This is a genomic window from Flavobacterium sp. (assembly GCF_028712645.1).
Lineage (GTDB): Bacteria > Bacteroidota > Bacteroidia > Flavobacteriales > Flavobacteriaceae > Flavobacterium.
Genome location: NZ_JAQTPQ010000007.1, coordinates 1 through 26,233 on the forward strand (window position 1 = coordinate 1; position 26,233 = coordinate 26,233).

16 protein-coding genes and 1 pseudogene are annotated in these 26,233 nt (G+C 34.9%); 4 read left to right on the plus strand and 13 right to left on the minus strand.

Going from position 1 to position 26,233, the window contains the following annotated elements; all coding sequences use genetic code 11:
• Positions 1-88 precede the first annotated feature (88 nt).
• The gene (bioB, locus tag PHC28_RS00955; protein ID WP_300095663.1) at positions 89-1,174 is read left to right on the plus strand and encodes a biotin synthase BioB; all 1,086 of its coding nucleotides are present in this window, start codon (positions 89-91) and stop codon (positions 1,172-1,174) included.
• 77 nt (positions 1,175-1,251) lie between these two features.
• Here bioB and PHC28_RS00960 read toward each other — a convergent pair whose 3' ends face one another.
• Both PHC28_RS00960 and PHC28_RS00965 read right to left on the minus strand, forming a co-directional pair.
• Entirely contained in the window at positions 1,252-6,786 is a 5,535-nt protein-coding gene (locus PHC28_RS00960; RefSeq protein ID WP_300095666.1) for a T9SS sorting signal type C domain-containing protein, read from the minus strand.
• 321 nt (positions 6,787-7,107) lie between these two features.
• Positions 7,108-9,870: a G8 domain-containing protein gene (locus PHC28_RS00965; protein ID WP_300095669.1), complete on the minus strand. Its 2,763-nt coding sequence runs from the start codon at positions 9,868-9,870 to the stop codon at positions 7,108-7,110.
• A gap of 245 nt (positions 9,871-10,115) precedes the next feature.
• Between PHC28_RS00965 and PHC28_RS00970 the strand changes: the two genes are divergently transcribed.
• Positions 10,116-10,595, plus strand: coding sequence for a regulatory protein RecX (locus PHC28_RS00970; protein WP_300095672.1), 480 nt, complete (start codon positions 10,116-10,118; stop codon positions 10,593-10,595).
• 305 nt (positions 10,596-10,900) lie between these two features.
• Here the strand turns inward: PHC28_RS00970 and PHC28_RS00975 are convergent, their stop codons facing one another.
• The 5 genes from PHC28_RS00975 to PHC28_RS00995 all read right to left on the minus strand — a co-directional run bounded on the left by PHC28_RS00975 (position 10,901) and on the right by PHC28_RS00995 (position 15,829).
• Positions 10,901-12,055: a beta-ketoacyl synthase N-terminal-like domain-containing protein gene (locus PHC28_RS00975; RefSeq protein WP_300095675.1), complete on the minus strand. Its 1,155-nt coding sequence runs from the start codon at positions 12,053-12,055 to the stop codon at positions 10,901-10,903.
• A gap of 233 nt (positions 12,056-12,288) precedes the next feature.
• Positions 12,289-13,560: an adenosylmethionine--8-amino-7-oxononanoate transaminase gene (gene bioA / locus PHC28_RS00980; protein ID WP_300095678.1), complete on the minus strand. Its 1,272-nt coding sequence runs from the start codon at positions 13,558-13,560 to the stop codon at positions 12,289-12,291.
• 26 nt (positions 13,561-13,586) lie between these two features.
• The gene (gene bioD, locus PHC28_RS00985) at positions 13,587-14,204 is read right to left on the minus strand and encodes a dethiobiotin synthase (RefSeq protein WP_300095680.1); all 618 of its coding nucleotides are present in this window, start codon (positions 14,202-14,204) and stop codon (positions 13,587-13,589) included.
• A gap of 37 nt (positions 14,205-14,241) precedes the next feature.
• Positions 14,242-14,628: a GxxExxY protein gene (locus PHC28_RS00990; RefSeq protein WP_300095683.1), complete on the minus strand. Its 387-nt coding sequence runs from the start codon at positions 14,626-14,628 to the stop codon at positions 14,242-14,244.
• A gap of 22 nt (positions 14,629-14,650) precedes the next feature.
• On the minus strand, positions 14,651-15,829 hold the full coding sequence (locus PHC28_RS00995) for a pyridoxal phosphate-dependent aminotransferase family protein (RefSeq protein ID WP_300095686.1): 1,179 nt from the start codon (positions 15,827-15,829) through the stop codon (positions 14,651-14,653).
• A 162-nt stretch (positions 15,830-15,991) separates the two neighbouring features.
• Here PHC28_RS00995 and PHC28_RS01000 point away from each other — a divergent pair, with 162 nt between their 5' ends.
• A complete protein-coding gene (locus PHC28_RS01000) occupies positions 15,992-16,861 on the plus strand; it encodes a DUF2975 domain-containing protein (protein WP_300095689.1) in 870 nt (289 codons plus the stop codon).
• A 3-nt stretch (positions 16,862-16,864) separates the two neighbouring features.
• Complete coding sequence (locus PHC28_RS01005; protein WP_112085875.1) at positions 16,865-17,071, plus strand: helix-turn-helix transcriptional regulator; 207 nt, start codon at positions 16,865-16,867, stop codon at positions 17,069-17,071.
• Between the two features lie 91 nt (positions 17,072-17,162).
• On the opposite strand, the gene PHC28_RS01010 is transcribed toward PHC28_RS01005, so the two are convergent.
• The 6 genes and pseudogenes from PHC28_RS01010 to PHC28_RS01035 all read right to left on the minus strand — a co-directional run.
• A complete protein-coding gene (locus PHC28_RS01010) occupies positions 17,163-17,444 on the minus strand; it encodes a F0F1 ATP synthase subunit epsilon (RefSeq protein WP_300095693.1) in 282 nt (93 codons plus the stop codon).
• Positions 17,445-17,518: 74 nt separating this feature from the next.
• On the minus strand, positions 17,519-19,030 hold the full coding sequence (atpD, locus tag PHC28_RS01015; RefSeq protein WP_300095696.1) for a F0F1 ATP synthase subunit beta: 1,512 nt from the start codon (positions 19,028-19,030) through the stop codon (positions 17,519-17,521).
• 239 nt (positions 19,031-19,269) lie between these two features.
• The gene (locus PHC28_RS01020; protein ID WP_300095699.1) at positions 19,270-22,152 is read right to left on the minus strand and encodes a TonB-dependent receptor; all 2,883 of its coding nucleotides are present in this window, start codon (positions 22,150-22,152) and stop codon (positions 19,270-19,272) included.
• 299 nt (positions 22,153-22,451) lie between these two features.
• Positions 22,452-24,299: a glutamine--fructose-6-phosphate transaminase (isomerizing) gene (gene glmS / locus PHC28_RS01025; protein WP_300095702.1), complete on the minus strand. Its 1,848-nt coding sequence runs from the start codon at positions 24,297-24,299 to the stop codon at positions 22,452-22,454.
• 9 nt (positions 24,300-24,308) lie between these two features.
• A complete protein-coding gene (locus tag PHC28_RS01030; RefSeq protein ID WP_300095705.1) occupies positions 24,309-25,946 on the minus strand; it encodes a DUF4270 domain-containing protein in 1,638 nt (545 codons plus the stop codon).
• Positions 25,947-25,967: 21 nt separating this feature from the next.
• A pseudogene (locus PHC28_RS01035) lies at positions 25,968-26,233 on the minus strand (glycogen synthase); the annotation flags it as partial.

Here is a 26,233-nt window from a genome sequence, read left to right on the forward strand (position 1 = left end):
CAAACTGTTTCTTTCCGTTTTTTCAATACTACAACTTTGTTTCATTGGAACAAATTAACTACTTTTGAGCCATCAAAAAATCAAATCGATGAGCATCACAAGACACGACTGGACAAAAGAAGAAATCCTCGAAATATATACAAAACCTATGATGGATTTGCTTTACGAAGCAGCAACCGTTCACAGGGAACATCACGATCCAAATGTGGTTCAAGTATCTACTTTGCTGTCAATAAAAACTGGTGGTTGCTCAGAAGATTGTGGTTATTGTCCGCAAGCAAAACGATACCACACATCTATCAAAACTAATGATTTGATGACCGTAAGCGAAGTTAAAGAGCAAGCTATTCAAGCCAAATCTAACGGTTCTTCTCGTGTTTGTATGGGAGCAGCTTGGAGAAATGTAAAAGACGGTGATGATTTTGACCAAGTTCTAGAAATGGTTCGTACCATTAATAAACTTGATATGGAAGTGTGTTGCACCCTTGGAATGATTACCGAAAATCAAGCACAACGATTAGCCGAAGCCGGTTTATACGCCTATAACCACAACATTGACACTTCCGAAGAATATTATAAAGAGGTGATTTCGACACGTGGCTTTGAAGACCGTTTAGAAACTATTAAAAATGTTCGAAAAACAAATATTACCGTTTGTAGTGGCGGAATCATTGGGATGGGCGAAAGCATCGAAGATCGTGCAGGAATGCTTGTAGCTCTTTCTACATTAGATCCACAACCCGAATCCGTGCCAATAAATGCTTTAGTTCCCGTTGAAGGCACTCCACTCGAAGAAGAAACTCCAGTAGAAATTTGGGAAATGATTCGAATGGTGGCAACCACCAGAATTGTTATGCCAGAAACACAAGTACGACTTTCGGCAGGAAGAGTAAATATGAGCCGAGAAGGGCAAGCAATGTGCTTTTTGGCTGGAGCCAATTCTATTTTTTCTGGCGATAAATTACTTACGACTCCAAACAATGACGTAAATGAAGATATGAAAATGTTCGAAATTTTAGGATTAAAAAATCAACAGCCATTTGCAAAAGTATATCAACGTGAAACCGTTGAAGCGGTAGATTCGAAGTTTACTTCACTTGGCGAAAAACCAAAATGGTCTAGACCAGGACATACTATTGAAAGAAATTTAGAAGCATCTGCGAAAGGAAAATAAGTGTTTCTTTTAATAAAAAAAATGCCGTCTTGAGTAAATCAGGACGGCATTTTTTATAAAAGACTTTGAAAAGGAAACTAATAAATAATCTTATTTGTAACCGTTTCTCCACTTTGTAAAGTTGTTTTCACCAACAAGGTTTGGTTACTAGAAACCAAATTAAGTATCAATAGTTCATTACCGTTCACCTTTTCTTTTTGATAGATTTGTTTACCTAATAAGTCATAAACTTCAACCTTATCAATCGTTTTTGCAAAGGAATTGACTTTTATTTGTTTGTTTGTATTAGAAACTAAAACCTTATTTGTTAGCGCATCATAATTGGATGTTGCCAATGTTTTATTGTTATAACGCAATACAAAACGATCATTGAAAGTTCCTGCTAAAGTGGTAAAAGTATAATTTCCGCTTTTTAAATCAAAAATAGTATTTGTCAACTTATCTTCAATGTACACCGCTTGATTGCTTAGCAAACCATCTGTTTGATAGATGTTGATGGTGAATTCTCCTTCAATAGCTGAACGGAATCCAAGTGGCACAACATCATTTTCGTCAAATGGTAAAGCTCGTCCTTGAATCGTTAAATTCTTATCTTGTACAACACTATAAAAATCTATGTATTCATTCCCATCTAAACTCTCTCCATCATAAGCAGGATCAATATCATTTGTGGCACCAGTTATATAGCCCACGAGTGTTTGTTTGAAAGCCCCTTGAGAATTGGATAAATCTAACCATACACGGCTTTTTTCAATAGTTATTGCATTTTTATTTTTAGGGTTTTTAGATTTGAAAAACTGAGAATTATTCAAAGTATTACCTATATTATCAACCCGCATACTATTATTAAAAACAGCATTTCCAGATGCAACACTTGTCGTAAAGAAAGCTTGCCCAGATGCAATTTTACCATTCGGTATAGATATATTAGATCCAATACTTATGGATCCAGTTCCAATTCCTCCTGTAAAATTATAAGAAGCATAATCATCTGAAGTATAAGCATAGGCACCTGTACCTGCAGTTCCATTAGTTATGTTTGATGCTAATTGAATAGTTGTGTTATGAGTCCAAAAATATATTGTCCCTTCTATCACACCTAAGTTTTCAGCCAAAAATTTATCGGCATTCAAAGCAGATGGATATGGATTCCCTATTAAATTTGATGTATTTGCAGCTCCAATTGGCGTATTTATAATTCCATTATTAGGTATGCCCATAAAAGAAGCCTGATAGAAACTTGGTGCTAAATAAGTTTTAGGACCAAGAATAATATACCCCATACCAATTCCCATGGACCCCGTTGGAGATTCTTGTTTCCAGTCATCAATAGTAGCATCATAAGAATAAAAACCATTTGCAGAAGTAGTATTCGGCGAAACTAATTGTAAAACCTGACCTGCTACAGGCGAAGACCAATAGGTATAATCAGTATTTAGAATTACGGTGGTCATTCTCTTGTAAGTAATATCCCCTGTATTTACGGCTGCATCATTAATTTGAACTAAACTTGATTGATCCTCAAAAGTCAAAGTTCCTCCTGCTTGAACTGTAACCTCATTACTTATTGTCATTGTTCTTCCTTGTTTAATGGTAACGGCAGCTCCTCCTACAACTTTACAAGAACAACCAAATAAATCTACATTAGGATCTATTGCTGGCGGATAATTACCTGTAAAAACTAATTTTTGTGTACTATTAGGCGTTCCATTTGACCAAGATGTAGTCCAAGTATTGGTAATGGCTGGATTGATTACAACATTTGCAGTGGCTGATGAACTACATATGCCGTTCGATGCCGAAAAGTTATAGATTCCTACAGCCAATCCTGAGATAGTCATTGTTGTTCCCGTAATTGGATAACTATTAATCACTGTTCCTGTTTGACTTATAGTTCCAGATGCTGGCAAACCACTTAAAACAACACTCCCTGTAGATATTGTACAATCGGGTTGGGTAATAGTGCCTATTATTGGAGCCGAAGGTTCAGTATTTGCTGTTCCAATAACTATTGGAGAACTTACTGAACATCCTACGGCATCGGCACAATTTAAAGTATAAGTTCCTGAATCTAATGCTGTCCTGTATAGAGTAGTCGCACCATCTAACCAAGAAACATCTAATACATTTACATCAATATAGTGTGCACCATAGATACCTTCAAAAAGATTTACCGTTTTTGAATAAACAAGATTATTAGAAGCGTCAAACAATTCTAATAACATATTTTGTCCTCTTTCCTGACAACAATCTGAACGGTTGTATATTCGTAAATAGTCGATATTTTTAGCCGATTGTAAATCAACTTTTATATATTCGTTACTATTTGGTGAGTTACTATGCCAAAAATTATGAGTCGTACTAGTGCTCACAATTATTCCGTCTATGGCTTTTTGCGGACCATAACCTGCGGAATTGTTTAGATAATTTGAACTAGAGGTGGCTGTTGCTCCGTTTGAAGTTAAAGCAACATTTGTTCCTGTAAAAATTTCATGAGCCTCAATTTCTGTCACTTGTTGCCAAGCATCAGCATTTACATATTTTTGCGTTAATTTTATATATCGAACATTAGTAAGACCTCCTGAAAGTGTAGGTGTAATGCTACCGTCATTAGAAGCAGGACAAGTTTCATCTACTTTATTTGGAGTGATTGTTGGCGTTGCATTTACTGTAGCTGTCACGTCAAATCTTGTTGTACTTTCACAACCACTTCCATTGGTTTGCGTGGCATAGTAATGTGTACCATTTACCAATGCTGTTGATGTGGCTAATGCAGTTCCTCCGCTAGATATATCATACCATTTTATGGCAGTTCCTGTTGCCGTTAAATTCGCTACAATAGGCGAGTCACTAGAACAAAATGACTGAGCAGCTGTTCCTGTTGGAGCAGATGGTGCGGTATTTACCGTTACCGTTACTACCGTCGAATTTGATGAGCAACTTCCACTTGATACTACTGCTCGATAATATTGAGTTGCAGTTAATGTACCCATTTGAGCACTTGTTAATGGAGATGCGGTAGCTCCTGAAATATTTGCGAAAGTTACGTTATCCGTTGACGATTGCCATTGTATTGTGCCTGTTTGACCTGATAAAGTGATATTTGTTGGGGAACTACCATTACAAATTGCTTGATTTGAAGAAGCTGTTCCTCCAACACTTGTTGGATTTATTACAAAACTTGCAGGTGTCCTACATCCTGGATTAAGGGAACACTCTGCATAATAAGTTGTTGTTCCTGCTATATTAGTGTTTGCCAATCCAGAACCAGCAACTCCAACTGGATTAAATGGAGAACCAGAACCTAAATAAGTCCCTCCGCTTGATGCGGTGTACCAATCTATTGACCCAGGTATTGTATAAGTAACTGAAATTTGTACGTAATCAACTGTAAAGATTCTGGTAATACCACTACTACATTGAGCAGACTGTGCAACTCCGAAATTTGAATTATTAATATCAGCGGCTGTTAATCCTGCGTTCCAATTATCAGCTGTTCCCCCATAAACTACATCTGTAAATGAACCTGACCAGTTGGTTGCCTTAGCTTTATTGTCCCCAACAAGTGCACTTGAACCATTATAAAGTTGTACTATTACATCTGCTCTAGTTCCACTTGTGTTATTAACCATTTTATTTATGGTAACAACTATTCCATTAATGGTTGCGTTGGTTGGTATACTGAATCCAAAATTACTTGCTCGGAGAATTTTGCTATCACTAGAATTCGTTAATCCTACAGAGGCGTATGGAGTTCCTGTTGTTGTAATATTTCCTGGATTAGTCCAAGAAGTCCCAGTCCCTGTTGAAACAGCAGTTCCAGCATTATTAGCCCCAACAGTAACTGGATCTACTGAACCACAAGTTCCAGATGCGGTCAAAGTTCCCGAACCACCCACACAAATAGAAGTGCCAGTGGCTGTTGGTGGAATATTCAAAGTTACTGTTACATCAAATCTAGATGTACTCTCGCAACCACTTGCATTAGTTTGTGTTGCATAATAATGAGTTGCATCTACTAATGCTGTTGTTGATGCCAATGCACTACCTCCAGTAGCTGCCGCATACCATTTTAAAGATGTTCCCGTAGCTGATAAATTGGCTACAGTTGGTGAATTACTAGTACAAAAAGTTTGTGAAGCTGTTCCTGTTGGTGTTGCTGGCAAAGCATTTACTGCAAATGAAGTTGCACTTGTGGCAGTACCACTTGGCGTTATAACTTTTATAGTTCCTGTCGTTCCTGCTGCCGGAGTAGCTGTAATTTGCGTTGATGAATCTACTATAAAAGACAAAGCACTTGTCCCGCCAAAAGTTACTATAGTTGCTCCCGTAAAATTCGTACCCGTTATTACTACCGGAGTAGTACCCACACAACCACTTGAAGGCGTAAAACTTGAAATTGTAGGAGGTGTAGCAACTAAAACATTAATAATATAATCTTCTGCTTGACCCCAATCATTACCACTAAAACAAGGGTCATTTGAATAAAATCCGCTAGAAATAAACGTTTTTACAACTCTCATCTTGGTGTTTCCTGTTAACGCCGCTAATGGAACAGTAATGTTTCCTGTTGCTGATATAGCATCCGTTCCATCTGAATTCGTAATGGTACCTATATCATATTTTTCATTAGCATTATTTCCAAAAACCCCATTCTGATCCCAATCTATATATACTTTAATATATTCCATAAAATTTCCAACTGTATTCCCTTTAACAGAAATAGCGTTTGTCGCTGATCCTTGTACAACAGATCCTGTGATACAGAAACTTTCTAGACTAGAACCACCAAGCGCATTTGTTGTTGTATTATTGATTCCTGCAAAAGTGACATTTGTAATTGGTTCAACATTAGAATTATAAGACGGAGTACAATAATTTTTTAAAGAAGAAGTGTAAGTAAGCTCTATTTGACCATTCCCTCCATTCCCTCCTGATTTACTTGAACCAGTAGCTTCACCACCGCCACCGCCGCCGCCAGGAGCATTACCATTATCTCCATTATTATTAGATCTTCCTGCTCCACCTAAACCGCCAGCACCAGCAGCATTCCCGCCATCACCTCCTGTATTGCTTCCGCCTGCTCCTCCAGCTCCTCCAATTATGTTAGTTGTACCTCCAATAGCTAATCCTCCAAAACCCTTTGTAGCATTTCCATTTTTATCTCCACCTTTTCCTCCATAAGCAGTCAAAGTCAAAAAAGAGGAATCTCCTCCATTCCCACCATTTCCTGTAGTACCGTTTCCTCCAGTACCTACAGTATAAGGAATAATTTGCCCTGGTGTAACAGAAAAAACATTATATGTATAGCCCCCAGCTCCTCCACCTTCTCCACCATTGCCGCTACTAGTAGATCCTCCACCGGCTCCACCGGCTCCCCACACTTTTACTTCAATCGAAGTGACATCACAAGGCACCGTAAAAGTCCCTGATGAAGTAAATGTTTGTGTTTGCCCAAAAGACATTAGTGATGAAAATGAAAAAACCGAAACCATCAGGAACAAAAAAATTGCTCTTGATGGTTTTATTAAGGAAGTCAAATGTGAAATGATGTCAAGCTTCTTCTTTTTCACCATTCCAAATTTTAATATGTAAATGTTTAAATTTTTCAATTAAATTGTTTTTTATAAAACCACGCTCAAAAAATAAAAATGTTTTTTGAAAGTTCTCAGAATTCTAATGCCAAAAAATATATATAATTTTTATAATAACTATTCGATTAAAAAAATATACTAATAAATTATAAATCGGATGCAAACATAAAAAATATAAACTGATAAAAAATATTTTTAATCGACAAACTACATAAATTTATAATTAATAACGAGACATTTCTTATGAATGTCATTATTATTGATTAGAGAAAGGAATTTTTGAATAAAAATTTTAGTGCTTCCTGAAAATTCGAAAAGCTGATATTGAGGGCATAACCACTAATTAACTACAATTTTTTTACTGCTTTCGCCTTTCATTGTTTTAACTTTTACAATGTAAATTCCTGAACTTATATTTTTTATTGGTATCTGAACATTATTCTGCACACTATCTTTAACATCCCAATTTTCTATGTTTTTCCCCTCCATATTGAAAAGAGCAACTGATTTCACTGCTGAATCCAACAAATTGTTGTGGATAATTAATGTCTTATAATTATTTGAATAAAATACCATAATTCCATCTTCAATATCCGTTTCAACGACTGCTAGTGTTTTACTTGTGTTTTTATACTTCAATATAAAACGGTCATTATAGGTTCCTGCCAAAGTGGTAAAAGAATAGGCCTCACTTTTTAAATCAGCTGTTGTATTAGCCAACTTGTCTTCTAGAAATACCGCTTGATTTGTAAGTAATCCATCTGTTTGATCAATACTAATAGTGAATTCACCTTCAATAGTTGACTTAAATCCTAGTGGCACTGTATCATTTTCATCAAATGGCAAAGCACGACCTTGAATAACTAAATTCTTATCTTGGTTCACGCTATAAAAATCTACAAATTCGTTACCGTCATAACTTACTCCATCAAAACGGCTATCATAATCATTTGTAGCATCAGTTATATAACCCACAAGGGCTTGTTTGAAAGCACCCTGACTGTTTTTTAAGTCCAACCAGATACGGTTTTTCTCCACTACATTTGCAGTTTTACCTTTAGGATTTTTAGTTTTGAAAAATTGTTGATTAATCCCTGTCCCATCAGGTACTGTTGAGCCACTCAATCTCATAGCATTGTTAAATACAATCTCATTAAGACCAACAATATCGACATTACTTGATGCAAAAAACCCTTGTCCTGATGCTATTTTTCCAGTTGGTTTAACTCCTCCACTTAGTGCTGATGTTCCCGAACCCACACCCACACCACCAACTGAATTATAGGAAGCATAATCGTTTGAAGTGAAAGCATAAGCTCCAGATCCTAAACTAGTATCTGCTGGATTATCAAGTTGAATAGCCGTATTATGTGTCCAAAAATAAAGAGTACCATCTAAAACACCCGAATTATAGTCTAAAAAAGTTTCTGCATCTAAGGCTGATGGATACGGATTTCCTATAAGATAAGAACTATTAGGAATAACTCCTGCGATTTTCTGAATACCATTGTTAACTTTACCAGAAAAAACAACCTCTGATGGATTGTTCCCAGAAGGGCCACTTATAGGTGTTGGCACCATAATAATATATCCTTTTCCTGGATTCATAGTGGTTGCAAATGACCAATCGTCACCATTATCATCATAACCATCTACTGGAGCTACATCTTCAAAATTCTCAGGTAAATATTCATAAGCATTCTCTGTATGCCAACCTTTATTCAGAAAAGTAGTTGCTATATTTGTTGAAACAACTGGAGTTGACCAATAAGTGTAATCATATTGCTTAAAAGAAGTTGTAAATCTGTGTATATTTGTTACTCCATTATTTGTCACTATTCCTAAGTCATTAACCATTACTAAAGAACCTTGGTCTAATACATCTAAAACACCATTAACTGTTAGATCCTTTTGAATTGTTACATTTTTACCTGGCGTAATAGTTAAAGTAAACCCAGAGTTAACTATTAAGCTACAAGCATTTAAATCCCCATTTGATGATGTGTTATAATTCCCATTTATAATTACTAAATTATCACTTGTTGGAACTCCAACAGGAGACCACATTCCGTTCCACGTTTTAGTTGTCACCGAGTTAATAGATACACTTGTAGCATTAGAAATACATCCTGATAAATTTTTTGCAGTTACGTTATAGGTTTCAGCCGCAACTGAAGTGAAAATTCCCGTCGTATTCGTATAGTCCAAACCATCAATACTATAGTTCATTCCAACTGGTGACGACACGGTTATTGTTCCAGTTGAAGAGTCACAAGAAGGCTGTGATACATTCACTATAGGTGTTGTTGGCAATGGATTTATCGTTACTGTTACAGGAGCAGTATATGTCGAATAAAAAGTATATCCTCCAATTACAGAAACTGTCCTTCGCCGATAACTTGTTGTGCTGTTTAAAGCTGGCGGAGAATAAGATACTCCTATTGATCCTGCAATAGTAACATAACTACCCGTTGCATTTGTCTGCCATTCGTATGTAATTGTTCCTGAACCTATAGCGGCCGTCGTTGATGTCAAAGCAGCTGGGGTTGATCCATTACAAATCGATTGTGATATCCCTATTGCTCCTGCAGTAACAACATTAATACCGCCAGCAGATTCAATTTCCGCAAATAAGTACAATGCTCCACCACCAACACAAACTGCGTATTGGACAGTCCCTACAAAAATTTCATCATTATTATTACAACTTCCATTTAAACTAGCTGAACCATTTTGAAGATATAGGGTAACATTTGAAGGTAATCTAATATAAGTATGATCAAAATTAATGTGTCCATTAGGAGAAGTGACAACTATTAATTGTGAATTTATAGTAATATCAGCAAATTTATTTAAATCTATCGTTCCAGAAACAATTATACTATTAGCAGAAACTGGTGTAACATCAAGAGTCACAGTTTTTCCAGACGGTATTACTACATCATCAGCCGCTGTTGGAATCGTACCCAAAGACCAGTTCCCAGCTGTACTCCAAAGCAACTTTCCTCCAACGCTTGTTGAACCAGTATAAGTATTTGTTGCACCAAAAACGGCTGTTTGAAGCAGAACTAAAAATAAAGAAAGAAGTATTTTTTTATTCATGATACTATATATTTTATTTTATCTTAAAATCAATTTTTATACTGTTCCTCTATAAAATGGAAATCATAAATTCGAGACAAAGAAATAAAAGAAAGGTACAACCTTAAAATTAAGTCGGTTAACTACATTTATTCTCGTTATAAAGCCCTTTTGCAGAAATTAAAATCGACATATTTGGAAGTTAAATTAAAAACCCGAAATTTGAATGCTAAACGCTTCCATTATCAATAAATAAAAACTTCGCAGTGAAAGAACGCTATTCCATAAAAGAAGCTATTCAAAAGATAGAATATTTTTGTGCCTATCAAGAAAGGTGTCACGATGAAGTGGTTTCAAAATTGTGGACTATGAAAATGGATTCAGGAGAAATTGACCAAATAATGGTGCATCTCATCGCCGAAAATTTTCTGAACGAAGAACGATTTGCTTGTAGTTTTGCAAGAGGGAAACACCGCATCAAACATTGGGGAAAAATCAGAACTACCAATGAATTGAAGTTTAAAAACATATCACAAACCCTTATCAACACTGCGCTTAAAGAAATTACTCCCGAGGAATATTTGGAGACTTTTCACTCATTTGCAGAAAAAAATTGGGAATCAATTAGAGAAACTAACACTCTAAAAAAACGTAAAAAATTCTGTGATTATATGCTTCGCCGAGGTTTTGAAAGCAATTTGGTTTACGACAAAGTGAAAGAATTGGAAAAATTGGAACACGGATGACACAGATTTGCTAAAGCAAAAACACGGATAAAAACGGATTTTTTCAAACCCTAAGTAACGAGAAAGATATAATGTCGCAATTATTAAAAAGAGTTTTTGCCACAGATTAAGAAGGATTAAAAAGATTTTTAAGCTAATTAATCTGTGCTAATCTGTGGCAAAGGAATTCATTAAAATACGACATTAAATTTTAGCTATTACTTATAAGACATATAAGGTCATTTAAGTTAGAAAACTTTTAAAATAATCCGTGTGAATCCGTTTAAATCTGTGGCTAAAAAACCGTGAACTTTGTGTTTTCGTGGTTAAATTCCCAACAAAATACTCACTGCATTTCCACCAAAACCAACTGAGTTGACAAGCACTTTTCGGATATGTTTTCTTGGTTTTTGAACTTCAACAAATGGAACGCCAATAAATTCTTGATGTTGCACCATCAAAATAGCCAGTTCCATACTCAACATCCCTGATGCACCAAAAGTGTGACCAATTTTCCATTTATTAGTAGTAAGCATTGGCAATTCTGTTCCAAAAACTTTTTGAATGGCTTTAAATTCCGTTAAATCACCCGCTTTTGTTCCTGGAGCGTGCATCACAATGACATCCACTTCGGATGAATCTATATTTTCCAAAGCCATTTTCATCGATTTTTGAAAACAAGTTGCTTCAGCCGAAATGGAAATGTTATGTTCCAAAATTTCAGTGGCATAACCAATGCCTTCAACATAAGCCAAAGCATTTTCTTTTCGTCCCATTTCCAAACAACAAACGGCGGCACCTTCGCCAAGAATCATTGTGTTTTGGGTTTTCTCTAAATCAAAAGCCTTATTAGGAAAGGCTTCTTCACTATTTGAATAAATTTTCAAAGCCCGCATTTGACCAATCGTAAAATCCGTCAACGGTGCTTCGCTTCCACCTACCAAAAATTTGTCAATCATTCCCGAACGAAGCCAAGCCACTCCGTTCAACAAAGCGTGCAAAGCGGTAGAACACGTAATAGAATGCGAAATCTCAGGTCCAGAACTTTGTAAATCGTGGGCAACCCAAGAGGAAATATTTCCCAAAGTAGTCGTTGGCGAAGCTAAAGTTTGCGCTTTTCCTGTTTCTAAATATTCTTGAAAGTGTTTTTCGAATAAATCCGTCGCACCACGAGAAGAACCAATGTTAATTCCGAAAACATCATTCGTGGTCCAACCCGCATTTTCAATAGCTTTCCGCGAAACTGCCATTGCAAACAAAACTGTTTTGTCTAAAGATTTGTATTTAATGTCTGATTGCTTTAAATCTTCAATTATTTCATTTGAATCATCATCCAATTTGGCAACCAAGGTTTCTTTATGGTCTAAAAAATGATTTGTAAAACAATGATTTGTATTTTGATAATTTTCCCAAATTGTCTTCGAGTCATTGCCCAATGGGGAAATAGATGCTATGGAGGTAATAGAGATAGTTTTTGACAAGGCTTTTTATTTTGATGCAAAGGTCGTGAAGTTTTTTGTAAAAATGGGACACAGATGACACGGATTTGCTAAAGCAAAAACACGGATTTTTAAATTTTAACCATACAAGACATATAAGTACATTTAGGTTTAAAATCTTTTGAAAAAATTTGTGTAAATCCTTTTAATCCGTGAAATCTGTGACTAAATAATAGTGAACTTTGTGCCTTCTTTGTGAACTTCGTGGTTAAATCCTAAACTATTTCTAAAGCATTTTCGACCACTTCATACACTTTTTGCAATTGCATATCGGTCATAATATAAGGTGGTAAAATATAGACTACGTTTCCAACTGGCCGTAAAATCACACCGTTTTCAATAAAGAAATCATAGAGTTTATTGCGCAATGTTCCATAATAAGAAGCTTGGTTTTTGGTCTTTATTTCCAAGGCAAAAATCACTCCGAGAACTCGTGTTGTAGTTACTTTTGGATGTGATTCAATATACTTTTGAAAAGCCAAATGCCTTTGATTTATTCGAGCAATATTGCCTTGCATTTCATTGGTTTGCAACAACTCCAAACTCGCCAAAGCCGCAGCACAACCCGTTGGATTTGCCGTAAAAGTATGACCGTGAAACAATGCCTTATTGATGTCCTCATCATAAAAAGCTTCAAAAATAGCCGAAGTAAAAGTGGTAATCGCCATTGGAATTGTCCCGCCTGTCAAGGCTTTCGACAAACACATCATATCGGGTTTTTCGGTTAGATAATTGCAGGCAAAAGTTTTCCCTGTTTTCCCGAAACCAGTCATCACCTCATCTGCAATAGTAAGTACATTATTTTTCTTGCAAATTCGAATCAATTCATCAAGTGATTCCGGTTCGTACATTACCATTCCTGCTGCTCCTTGAACTAGTGGTTCAAATATAAATCCTGCACAATTATTGTTTTTTATAGCTTCACGCAATGCAGAATAACTAGCTTCTTCGTTCCCTTTTGTTGGAACAGGAATCCGAACTACATCAATAAACATTCCTTGAAAAGCTTGGGTATAAAAGGAAATTCCGCTTGCTGCCATTGCTGCAAAAGTATCGCCGTGAAAGGCATTTTCGAAAGCAATTATCGTGGTTTTCTTTTCTCCTTTATTGAAAAAATATTGCAAAGCCACTTTAATTGCCACTTCAACAGCTGTTGAACCATTGTCGGAAAAGAATATTTTTTGTTGGTTTTTGGGCAAAGTTTCCATCAGCTTTTCAGCCAAAACTACGGCAGGTTCGTGAGTGAATCCGCCGAAAAGAACGTGTTCTAAAGTCGTAAGTTGTTTGTAAATCGCATCGGCAATAAATTTGTTGGAATGTCCAAAAGGATTTACCCACCAAGAGGCGATTGCATCAATATATTCTTTGTCATTTTCGTCCCAAAGCAATGCGCCTTCTCCTCTTTTTATAGCAATAGGAAGTGCAACCGTTTTGTGTTGTGTATAAGGATGCCAAATGTATTTTTTGTCTCTATCGGTTAGGTTCATTTGAATGCTGATTAGCTATTTATATTTTATAAATTCAATAAATTCTCGCGAAACAAATCGGCGTATTCTCTAATTACGGCTTTATCAAAATAAGGTTCTTGTTCTATTCTTCCAATACATTTAATTCCCGTTTTATTTAGAATTATCGCTTCAGAAGATTTATTTTGCTCTCCGCTAAAAATGATTCCAGCGATATTTATTTTTCTGTTTTGTAATGCTTCTATGGTCAATAAAGTATGATTGATACTTCCCAGATAATGTCTAGAAACAATGATTACTTTATAGTCATTTTGGATTAAATCAATAATACAATCCTTTTCGTTCAACGGGACAAAAACGCCTCCAGCTCCTTCAATGACAAGATGATTTTTAGTTTTTGGTTCTTTGATTAGTTTTAAATCGATGGTGATTCCATCTAATTCTGCTGCGAGATGCGGACTCGCCGGTGTGTTTAATTTGTAACTATTACTGTGTAATATGGTTTTATTGTTTGAAATATAACTTTCGATTTTATGACTATCTGAATTGTCCAAATCACCTGCTTGGATGGGTTTCCAATAATCGGCTACGAGTGCTTCGACAATAATTGCGGAAGCAATGGTTTTACCGACATCGGTTGAAATTCCTGTTATAAATAGTTTCATATTTTAGCCACAGATGACACGGATTTAACGGATTTTTTTAATTCTTTCTGTTGTTTGTGAAAATGAGCCTTTTGATTTCTGGTTTTTCGCCAAAATTCAATAATAATCCAATTTCAACATTTGTTGCTTTTAAATAATTTAAAGTTTGAGCATAATGAGCCTTCACTAAAGTATCACAAGCCTTTAATTCTACAATAATTACATCGTCAATCAATAAATCTGCAATAAAATTACCGACAAGTTCATTTTTGTAATAAACTTTAATTTGTTTTTGGGCTTCCACCTTAAAACCTTTTGATTTTAATTCCAAATACATTGCATTTTGATAGACATTTTCAAGAAACCCACAACCTAATTCGTTGTAAACTTCATAAAAAACTTTTAAAATCGATTCCGATAATTCTTTGTGTAAAATTTCAGTCATTCTTCGCATTTAAAAATTAAAATCAGTGAAAATCCGTTAAATCCGTGTCATCTGTGGCTAAAAAAACAAAAGTACTCAACAAAGCCAACACTTCAGAGATTTCTTCTTTTGAATTGTAACTATGCAAACAAAAGCGTAACCGTTCTTGACCTTCGGGAACCGTTGGCGAAAGAATAGCTTTGACGTCAAATCCCTTTTCCTGAATTTGATTAGCAATTGATTTTACCTTTTCATTTCCTGGAATTATGGCACTTTGAATGGCAGATTTGCTTTTGACAAACATAGGTTTCAATCCCAATAAATGCTGAACTTGGTTGAAATGGATGCTATTTTCTTTAAGCTTATTAATTGTTTGGTTTTCTGATTCTAAATGTTGGTAAGCTACTAAAATCGTAGCAACCGAATGTGGCGACAATCCCGTGGTATAAATAAAACTTCGTGAGAAATTGACGAGATAGTCTTTCAATTCCTGACTTCCTACAACTGCTGCGCCGTGACAGCCTAATCCCTTACCAAATGTCATTATTCTGGCAAAGACTTGGTTTTGCAAACCTAACATTTGAACCAATCCTTCTCCTTTTTCTCCAAAAACTCCAAGTGAATGCGCTTCATCAACAACCAAGTAACATCCGTATTTTTCAGAAACGGCAACTAATTCTTCCATATTCGGACAATCGCCATCCATAGAGAAAACACTTTCGGTGACAATGTAAACTTCGGTTAAATGAGTTTGAAAACGTTCAATGAGTTTTTCTAAATCCTCAAAATCATTGTGATTAAATTTATAAGCTTTGGCATTCGAAAGCTGAATTCCATCACGAATGGAAGCGTGACACAACTCGTCATACAAAATCAAACCGCCTTTTTGTGGAACAGAACTGAAGAAACCAACATTCGCATCATAACCCGAATTAAAAATCAAAGCACTTTCCGATTGATGGAATTGGGCAATGAAACTTTCCGCTTCTTGATAGACTTTGTGATTTCCTGATAGTAATCGAGAACCTGTTGCTCCGTTTTGAATGCAATTAGTCTCCAATAAATAGTGGTGAGTTTCTTCGAAAATGGATTTATTTTTTGAAAATCCAATATAATCATTGGAAGCAAAATCGATTAAATCATTGGGCGAAGACAGTTTTCGCAAAGCATTGTTTTGCTTGCGTATTTCGAGTTTGGCAGTAAGGTTTTTTGGAAACTTCATAAGGGCAAAGTTAGGGAATAAATTTGTCTAAAGTATGAGCCACGGATGACACAGATTAAACGGATTTACACTGATATTAATATTAATTATTGTTTATAATTATTTTATTATTGTTTATCAATAATTTTTATATATTTGTATCAAAATATAATTTAATCAATTATGAAAACAACCAAGTACATTGCCTCATTTTTATACTTTGTGGTATTATTTTGCTTTATTGTCACTTCAGCTTATTTTATAATTGGTCAATCAGCGATTTTTTTTGGTAACGATGGGCAATATATTTATAAATACGATGATAATTCGTGGACTACAACAATCGGAAATAAAAATTCTGAAGGGTCATTAGTTCCTGTTCATTTAACTTTGCGAATTCCAGACTCTATCAAAATTAATGAAAACTACTTCGGGATTATTGCAGAGGATTCCTATCCTCAAATAAACAATCAATTCTTAAAAGAAAACAGAAAAGTAAAGGCCATAAACATATATAATGTTATGTCAATGGGCAATCACACGTTTGCATTTGAAGAAGATGGAAACTATAAAAATCGGAATTCTTTCCAGTTCATTAAATATATAAATGGTGGAAATGCTCAATATTTAAGCATAAAAACCAATAACTCTTTTACAAATACAGTATTAGGATTAAGAAATCCACTAAAATTTATTTTTTATATTCTACAAATGTACTTTTTAGTATTAATCTTAAAAGAAGTAGCTAAAGAAATTTATTTCTCTAATGTCCTTTCTAAATACATTTCTAAACTTGGCTATTTACTGCTTTTTTCACAATTGATTCCCTTAATTTATGCCTTTATAGACAACAAATTATTTGGAAGCATAATTATAACTCCACAAATTTTAAAATCTTTACAAAATGGCTATTTCGAAAATATCAAAGTATCATTTAACCCAACGATTGATATAAATATTTACATAGTTCTTTTGGGTGCTGTATTGGTATTGTTTACTAAACTTATAGAAAGAGGACGAACTTTGGAAGAAGAAAACGAATTAACAATTTAAGCTATGCCTATCATTGTAAACCTTGATGTAATGCTTGCCAAGCGTAAGATGCGTTCCAATGAACTTGCAGAAAAAATTGGCATTACAACAGCCAACCTCTCTATTTTGAAAACAGGAAAAGCAAAGGCAATTCGGTTTTCGACATTAGAGCTGATTTGTGAAATTCTGGAATGTCAACCTGGAGATATTATGGAGTTTGTAAAGGAATAAAATCAATAGATTGCATCATTCCTCAGCAATGACAGAAAACAAAAAAGCCAAACATCACTGCTTGGCTTTTCGTTTTTATACTGAAATTGTCTTAGTCGGCTAATACAATTACTTTATTGTCTTTCATTTCAATTGTTCCGGAATTGATAGCTAGTGTATAGTTCTGATCGTTCACTTTCGTAAATAAATCTTCCGATTCCTTACTAAATTTGAAACTTGGAGCTGTAATTTTTACAATTCCTTTTTGAAGCAAAGAAACAATAGGTGCGTGATTATTCAGCATTTGAAAATCTCCAACAACTCCAGGTAATGAAACCGAAGTTACTTCGCCTGAAAATAATTTTGCTTCTGGTGATACTATTTCTAAAATCATATTTTTAAAGTTAGAAGTTAGAAGTTAGAAGTTAGAAGTTCTGAAAACTGCCAACTGAAAACTGCTAACTGATTTTATGCTTCTGCCAACATTTTTTCTCCTGCTTCGATAGCTTCTTCAATAGTTCCTTTAAGGTTGAAAGCTGCTTCTGGCAAGTGATCTAATTCTCCATCAATAATCATATTAAATCCTTTGATAGTATCTTTGATATCAACTAAAACTCCTTTCAATCCTGTAAATTGTTCCGCTACGTGGAATGGTTGAGACAAGAAACGTTGCACACGTCTAGCTCTTGAAACCGCCAATTTATCATCTTCAGAAAGTTCTTCCATACCCAAAATCGCAATAATATCTTGCAATTGTTTGTATTTTTGAAGAATTTCTTTTACTCTTTGTGCACAGTTATAATGGTCATCACCAATAATTTGTGGAGTCAAGATTCTTGAAGTTGAATCCAATGGATCCACCGCAGGATAAATACCTAACTCAGCAATTTTACGAGACAATACTGTTGTTGCATCAAGGTGAGCAAATGTTGTTGCTGGCGCCGGGTCAGTTAAGTCATCCGCAGGAACGTAAACCGCTTGTACAGATGTAATAGATCCTTTGTTTGTAGAAGTGATACGCTCTTGCATTGCTCCCATCTCAGTTGCCAATGTTGGTTGGTAACCTACCGCAGATGGCATACGACCTAAAAGTGCCGATACCTCAGAACCTGCTTGTGTAAAACGGAAGATGTTATCAACGAAGAATAATACGTCTTTCCCTTGATCTGAACCTGCTCCATCACGGAAATATTCTGCAATAGATAATCCTGAAAGTGCTACACGAGCACGAGCTCCAGGAGGTTCGTTCATTTGACCGAAAACAAAAGTAGCTTTAGACTCTCTCATTCCAGGCATATCAACTTTAGATAAATCCCATCCACCATTTTCCATGGAGTGCATGAATTCATCGCCGTATTTTATAATTCCTGACTCTAACATCTCACGAAGCAAGTCATTTCCTTCACGTGTTCTTTCTCCTACTCCTGCGAATACTGAAAGTCCACCGTGACCTTTTGCAATATTGTTGATCAACTCTTGAATCAATACTGTTTTACCAACACCAGCACCACCGAACAATCCAATTTTCCCTCCTTTTGAGTAAGGCTCAATCAAATCGATTACTTTAATACCTGTAAATAAAACTTCTGATGAAGTTGATAAATCTTCGAATTTTGGTGCTGCTCTGTGAATTGACATTCCGTTTTCACCAGATTTTGGTAAATTACCTAAACCATCAATTGCATCTCCAATTACGTTAAACAAACGTCCGTAAACATCCGCACCAATTGGCATTTGTATTGGAGCACCTGTTCCAACTACTTCATAACCTCTGCTCAAACCGTCTGTTGAGTCCATTGATATGGTACGTACAGTGTTTTCACCAATGTGAGATTGTACTTCTAGAACTAATAAAGTTCCGTCTTTTTTTGTGATTTCTAATGAATCATAAATTTTTGGAAGTTCAACATCTTTACCGTTGAAAACTACATCGACAACTGGTCCGATGATTTGGGCAACTTTTCCTATTACTTTTGACATTGCTTATGTATTTATTAAATAGCTATTCAGGTTTATGAAGTTCAACTAATTGAAACTAATCAACTAGCCACGTTTTTCAGTGCGCAAAGATAATTTTTTAAAATATAAAAATCAATACTTTTTTTATAAAAAAACAGACTGTTTTTAAAGGAATCCTATCATAAGAGAGAATAACTAATAAAAACAAAAAAACCATCCCGCAAGTTGGGATGGTTTTTAAAAATAATCTGAATTAATATTTATGGATTAATTGTCCAAGAAGCAAAATATTGTTGCCCTATTAATCCCGCACCTATAACTTGGAAATATTCTTTCCCTCCTAGATTAGATGCGCCCACTTTAATTACTGATTTTAGTTTTGGAATTCCGTAGTTAATTTGAGCATCGATAACAGTAGCTGCAGCAATCATTCCGTCAGCCATTGTTGACTCCCATTTATATTCACTATTCCATCTTCCACTAACACTAAATCCGAAATTTTCGAATAATTTATCATTACCAAAGCTTGCTTTAATTCTATGTTTTGGAGTGTTGAATCCAGCTTCAAAACTTGGATCTTTTGCTTGGTCAAAATTAAATTGAGCATAGTTGTAGTTAGCTCCAAGATCAAAGTTTCCAAACACTTTTCTAGAAACTCCAATACCAAAACCTAGTGATTTTATTTCAAGATTCGTATTGGTGTATAGTTGGTATGCTCTATAATCACTATTCTTAAGTGCAAGCACGCTTTGTACATTTGGATTATTCATATAAGGAACCGGATCCGTTGCGCCAGATGCAAAATCCAAAGTTTCGCTGGCAGTACCATATAATGGCGCAACAACGGTCAAGTTGCCAATAAAATTATTGTAAACATTATAGTATCCGTTAATATCAAAATTAATTTTCTCTATTTGCGAACGATAGCCTATCTCAAATGCTTTTACCTCTTCTGGTTTTACTAATCCAACATTTGTTTTTTTCAATAATGCTGGATTACCTGTTGCACTAAATGCCCCCACAGATGCTGCAGTATAAGAATTGTTGTATGCTTTTTCTCCAGTCATTATAGCGGTATTAGACCCTAATATAAATTGCCCATAAGGCGATATATAACCACTACCATTAACGTTATTTCCTCTAACCTCTGAAAAACGAGCTAAATTGTCTGGAGCAGAACCGACCAATGCAGCGCTTCCAACATCGAACCCTATATATTGGTCTTGGGTGCTTGGATTTCTAAATCCTGTTTGATAAGATGCTCTAAAATTGTGTTTTTTACTTTCGCCAGCTGAATATACCAATGATACTCTTGGAGAATAACTACCATCAAAGTTTTTAGCTTTGTCATAACGAATAGATCCCGTAAATTTCAACCTATCATCTAAGAATTTTTTCTGTAATTGGGTATATGCACCATATTCGTTATAATAAATAGGCCCATTGGCATCAGTATAAATTCTTCCATGAGAATTCAATTGATATTGTCTAAAAGATCCTCCTACTTGAATCTCAGCAAATTTGACGATGTCCTTGAAATTATAATTAGCATCTGAGTGATAAATTTTTGAATTATCTACCAGTTTTGAACCCGTCAATACACTCGGCTCAGCAATTACTTTGTTGAAAGCGGTTTGAAAAGCAGCGGTTCCAGGAATTAATCTGCCTGTTTCTGCCACATTACGAGCAAGTGCTTGAGACGCTGTGGCGTTGCCTGCATAAGTTGACCCTAATAATCCCGCGAAACCTTGGGCATAAGCAACTGCATATTGTGTAAACCAATCTGCATCAGATTTCCATGCTCTATTTACATTAATCCCTGTAAATTGCATATCATACGATTTCCCTCCATCCTCACTAGTGGTATAACCTCTCACGAAAAAGTTTTTACCTTTTAACTCTAATTTATGTTGTTGCATAAAAAAGTTATTCAAATAATATCTGTTTGCACCTTGGTAAACAGCGTTCCCAAAGCCAAATTTACTCTGCCAAATAACCTCTAGATTTTCGTTTCCAAAAGGTCTGTAGTGAAGAGAAAAGTCGATTTTAGTGTTACTTGCTTTATTGTCTGTTAAATCCGTTTCATTGTATCCCGTTCTTGACACATTCCCTTGATTAGCCAAGGTTGGTAATAATGCTGCAAATGCTGGATTGGCTGCTGCAATTTTTTGCCCAACATTATAGATATTTGTGCTTACCTCATCTCCATATACATTTATACCATCGTAATTTTTGTCACTTCTAGTGATTCCTGGACGAGTCTTATCATCATAATTTGTAGCATACCAATCCGTTCCCTGCATAAAAGTAAGATTAGCTTTTGCAGCAAATTTTGGACTAAAAGCATGTGCTAATCTTATTCCAAAATCATGAAAATCATTTGTTCCTGCAGCTTTTTGGCTTGTTGAACCATATTTAAAATAGGTTGAAATACCTTGATAAGTAAATGGACTTTTACTGTTCATAAACATAATACCATTAAAAGCATTGGCACCATATAATGCAGAAGACGCTCCTGGAAGCAACTCCACACTTTGAACATCGATTTCCGAAACACCAATCATATTACCAAGCACAAAGTTTAAAAGAGGAGAAGAGTTATCCATCCCATCAACTAGTTGCATAAAACGCACATTTGAAACAGTTGCAAAACCACGAGTGTTTATGGACTTAAAAGTCAAACTACTTGTGTTCATTTGCACTTCTTTCAGGTTTTCTAATCCATCATAAAATGTAGGAGAAGCAGTTTTCTTAATATCTTTAATTCCCATTCTTTCAATGGTAACAGGAGATTCAAGAATTTTCTCTGGAGTTCTTGATGCAGAAACAACAATTTCATTCAACATTGTTTGTTCGTCAGCAAGTTTTACATTTACTTTTTGGTTACTTGAAGTAATATTAATTTTTTTCGATTCAAAACCTACACTAGTTACTTCAATAGCAAAAGGAGGTTTTTGTGATGTTTTCAAAACAAAAGATCCGTCGAAGTCAGTAGCTACTCCTGCAGAAGGATCTCCAGCTACTTTAACACTAGATCCAGAAATAGGTTGGTTGTTACTGTCTGTAACAGAACCTGAAATTGTGCTTTGAGCAAAGGTTATGCTACAAAAGAACAAAGACAAAACAAGTAAATACACTTTCATTTGGTTAAATTTAATGGTTAGTGAAGTAAAAGTAAAAATATTTTTGATATTATTATAAATAGAGGCAAAAAAAACTATAATTATCAATATTTTAATTCATTTATAATTATTTCATATTAGCGGATTTTTAATTTTATTAACAACTATTTTGTTAAAAGTTCAAAAAAATACTATGCTTGCATATATTTTTTTGAAAAAAAAATGAATTATTCCTAAAATACTCCCTATATAAGTAATTATATAAATTAAAAAAAGCGAGAAAAAAACTCGCTTTAGAAAAAAAATATGTAGGTTTTTACTTATTCAACCGTTACGGACTTCGCTAAATTGCGTGGCTGGTCAACATTACAACCTCTCATTACTGCAATGTGATAAGATAAAAGCTGCAAAGGAATTGTTGTTATTAATGGAGATAAAGCATCTGATGTTTCTGGAATTTCAATTACATAGTCAGCAAGTTCACGTACTTGGGTATCCCCTTTAGTCACTACCGCTATAATTCTACCGCTTCTTGATTTTATTTCCTGAATATTACTAACTATTTTGTCATAATGTCCTTGTTTTGGTGCAATGATAACAACTGGCATTTGATCATCTATTAATGCAATTGGCCCATGTTTCATTTCGGCTGCAGGATAACCTTCTGCATGAATATATGAAATCTCTTTAAGTTTTAGAGCGCCTTCAAGTGCAACAGGGAAATTATAACCTCTTCCTAAATACAAACAATTTGAAGCGTCCTTAAATGTAGCCGCAATTTCTTTTGCTTTATCATTAGTTTCTAATGCTTCCTTAACTTTTTCAGGGATTATTTCCAATTCCTGCAAGTACATATGAAAATCTGAATTAGACAATGTTCCTTTGGCTTTAGCCAAACGCAATGCAATCATTGTTAATACAGTAATTTGTGTTGTAAATGCTTTTGTTGAAGCAACTCCAATTTCTGGTCCAGCGTGAGTATAAGCACCCGCGTGAGTCTCTCTTGAAATAGAAGAACCAACAACATTACAAACTCCAAAAACAAATGCTCCCTGTTCTTTGGCAAGTTTTATAGCAGCCATTGTATCAGCAGTTTCTCCAGATTGTGATATAGCTATTACAACGTCTCGACTATTTATTATTGGATTTCTATATCTAAATTCAGAAGCATATTCAACTTCTACAGAAATTCTTGCAAATTCTTCAAAAATATATTCTGCAACCAAACCAGCATGCCAAGATGTTCCGCATGCAACAATAATGATACGATCTGCATTCAGGAATTTTCCTAAATTATCCTCCACGCCCGACATTTGAATTATACCTTCATTTGCATTAAGTCTTCCTCGATAAGTGTCTTTTATAACACTTGGTTGCTCGTAAATTTCTTTCAACATAAAGTGATCGTAACCAGCTTTTTCAATTTGCTCCAAATTCATTTGAAGCTCTTGAATATAAGGATCAACTAAAGAATCATCTTTAATTTTTCTCACTTTTAATGGTTTGTGCAACCTAATATTTGCCATTTCACCGTCTTCTAAATATACTGCATTTGAAGTATATTCTATAAAAGGAGAGGCATCAGATGCTATGAAATATTCTCCTTCTCCGATTCCAATTGCTAAAGGACTTCCTAAACGTGCAACAACGATTTCATCAGGGTTTTTTTTGTCAAAAACAGCAATTGCATAAGCTCCTACAACTTGATTTAAGGCTATTTGAACTGCTTTGCCTAGTTTTAGTTTTTCGTTTTTCTGTACTTCTTCTATTAGATTTACAAGCACTTCAGTGTCAGTATCTGAACTAAAAACATAACCTCTTTTTATTAATTCCTCTTTGAGTGGGGCATAATTTTCAATAATTCCGTTATGGATTATTGCCAAATCTCCTGAATTGGAAAGATGCGGATGAGAGTTCACGTCATTTGGGACACCGTGAGTCGCCCAGCGCGTATGTCCTATTCCAATAGTTCCATTGATTGTAATTTCTTTATTAGCCTTCGCTTCAAGGTCAGCTACTTTGCCTTTTGTCTTTGAAAGTTTGATGTTCGCTCCATCATACAACATAATCCCTGCACTATCATACCCTCTATATTCTAATCTCTTTAATCCCTTTATTACTATAGGATAAGCTTCTCTGTAACCAATGTATCCAACTATTCCACACATAATTTATAGTTAATTAGGTTTTGTGTAATAAATTTCAAGTTTCAATCTTTTGTCTTCAGGAACTGTAGCTGCACTTCCATAAAGTATAGTTCCCAATGGATTCATAACGCTTGCTTTTGGTGCTTGCGAAATAGCCCCTGCTGTTCTTAAGTGATTAGAATTTGCAGTAGCTATATCTTCGGTAACTACAATACCTAACTTAACATTTGTTGAATCGGCATTTTTTACAAGCCCTCTTATCTGGTCTGTAATCCTAATTTTATAGGTTTTCCCTCTTTTTGATGTTGCATCTAAGTTGATATTCCCGTCAAATATTGTTTTATTTTTTTTGACACTTGTACCTGATGAAGCATCCGTATAATAATCTATCACAGGACGGTTATTAGTTAAATCAAATAAATAAATTCGCTGTGGTTCATAGCTATTTGCCATTGCATCTGTATCAATATTAAAAACAAGATTAGCTTCATTTATTAACCAGCCATTTTTTCTAATATTATCTAATTCATCTGATACACCGTTAGGTCCAGTTAAATTTCCATTTGCATCATATCCTATCAAATCCGTTTTATCAAAAAGGCTGATTACCGCCATTGAACCTTCGCCTCCTTTGACAAATAATTTTTCATCACCAAGGGTTGTATTGGCAGAACTTGTAGCGGTAGAATAGGCCGTTTTTGTATTCGATTGATTCAGCAAACTTACCGTGTTCCCTGTCATATTAAGCACAATAGTTTTAGCGACTCTTGTTGTAGCACCTCCTGTTGTAGAAACCAAATCTTCTTTATAATTAATAGTAATGGTTCCTTTCGAAAAATTCATCATAGCAAGACTTCCAGGATCAGTACCAGATTGTTCCACTTTGAAATATAATCCTCGAAAATATTCCTTAAAAATATCATTGGTAAGCAATTTGCCAGAGGCTGCTGCATCAATTATTTTTGATTTAAAAAAGCTCCTGTTTAAATTCAATTTCATTGAAGGAACTGCTCTTGTTGTTGTGGTCACACCTGTCGTAGCATCTTTAGTATCAACACTATGCTCGGCAGGATTAAAGAAAAATTCATCGTTTTGAGCAACAACAGTAGTGTCATTCAAACGATTTCCTATTTTAAGATTTTCAAAATCAGAGTTTTGATCTGTAAAATATTTTTGTGCAGTTTGAAATCCTCCAATTGGATCTAAATCTCTCATAAAATACCCTGACTCATAAATGCTTAATTTAATTTTAGCATTCGGTTCACCATAAATAGAATCGAGTGTATATACATGGCTACCATCGGTGTTATTCACAGTTTTAGTAGCATCAGTAAAATAAGGTATGTCTAAAATCACATTATCAATAACAGGATTATCCCCAATAACAGGATCGACAGTACTTAGTATTAACTGTGTTGCGAAATTTGCTGTTGTTTTGCCAAAAGCAGGATTGTCATAAATCCCCAATGCGTTTACTGGTAAATTTTTAGATTCTATTGAAGTGATTTTTTGGTTATATGCTACGACATTTGAAGTGTAACTACTCAGAGCAAAATGATTATCACCTAACAAATCGGCACCAATGGAATTATATTCTTTATCACATGAAACAAAGAGAACGATACTTACAACTAATAGAATTTGCTTAAAAAAAGAATTATAACGCATATTTAAAGGAAAAAGTTTAATTTATAGAACACTGTTTTTATAGAAATTGATATACGCATCTGCGAATTTTTCTTTCGGTGCGAAAGGTAAAAAAGGTTTTCCCGAAGATTCTATAAATTTTGTTAAACTTGGAGACACTTTCTCAGAAGCAATAATAACAGCATCCGAATGTTTAATCACAGCTTTCATAATGTTATCATAATCAGGATTTTCCAAATCCAGAATTGCCTCTTTTGGGACACCATCAAAAGTGATTTTGTTAATCATTTCTTTATCCAATGTTCCTT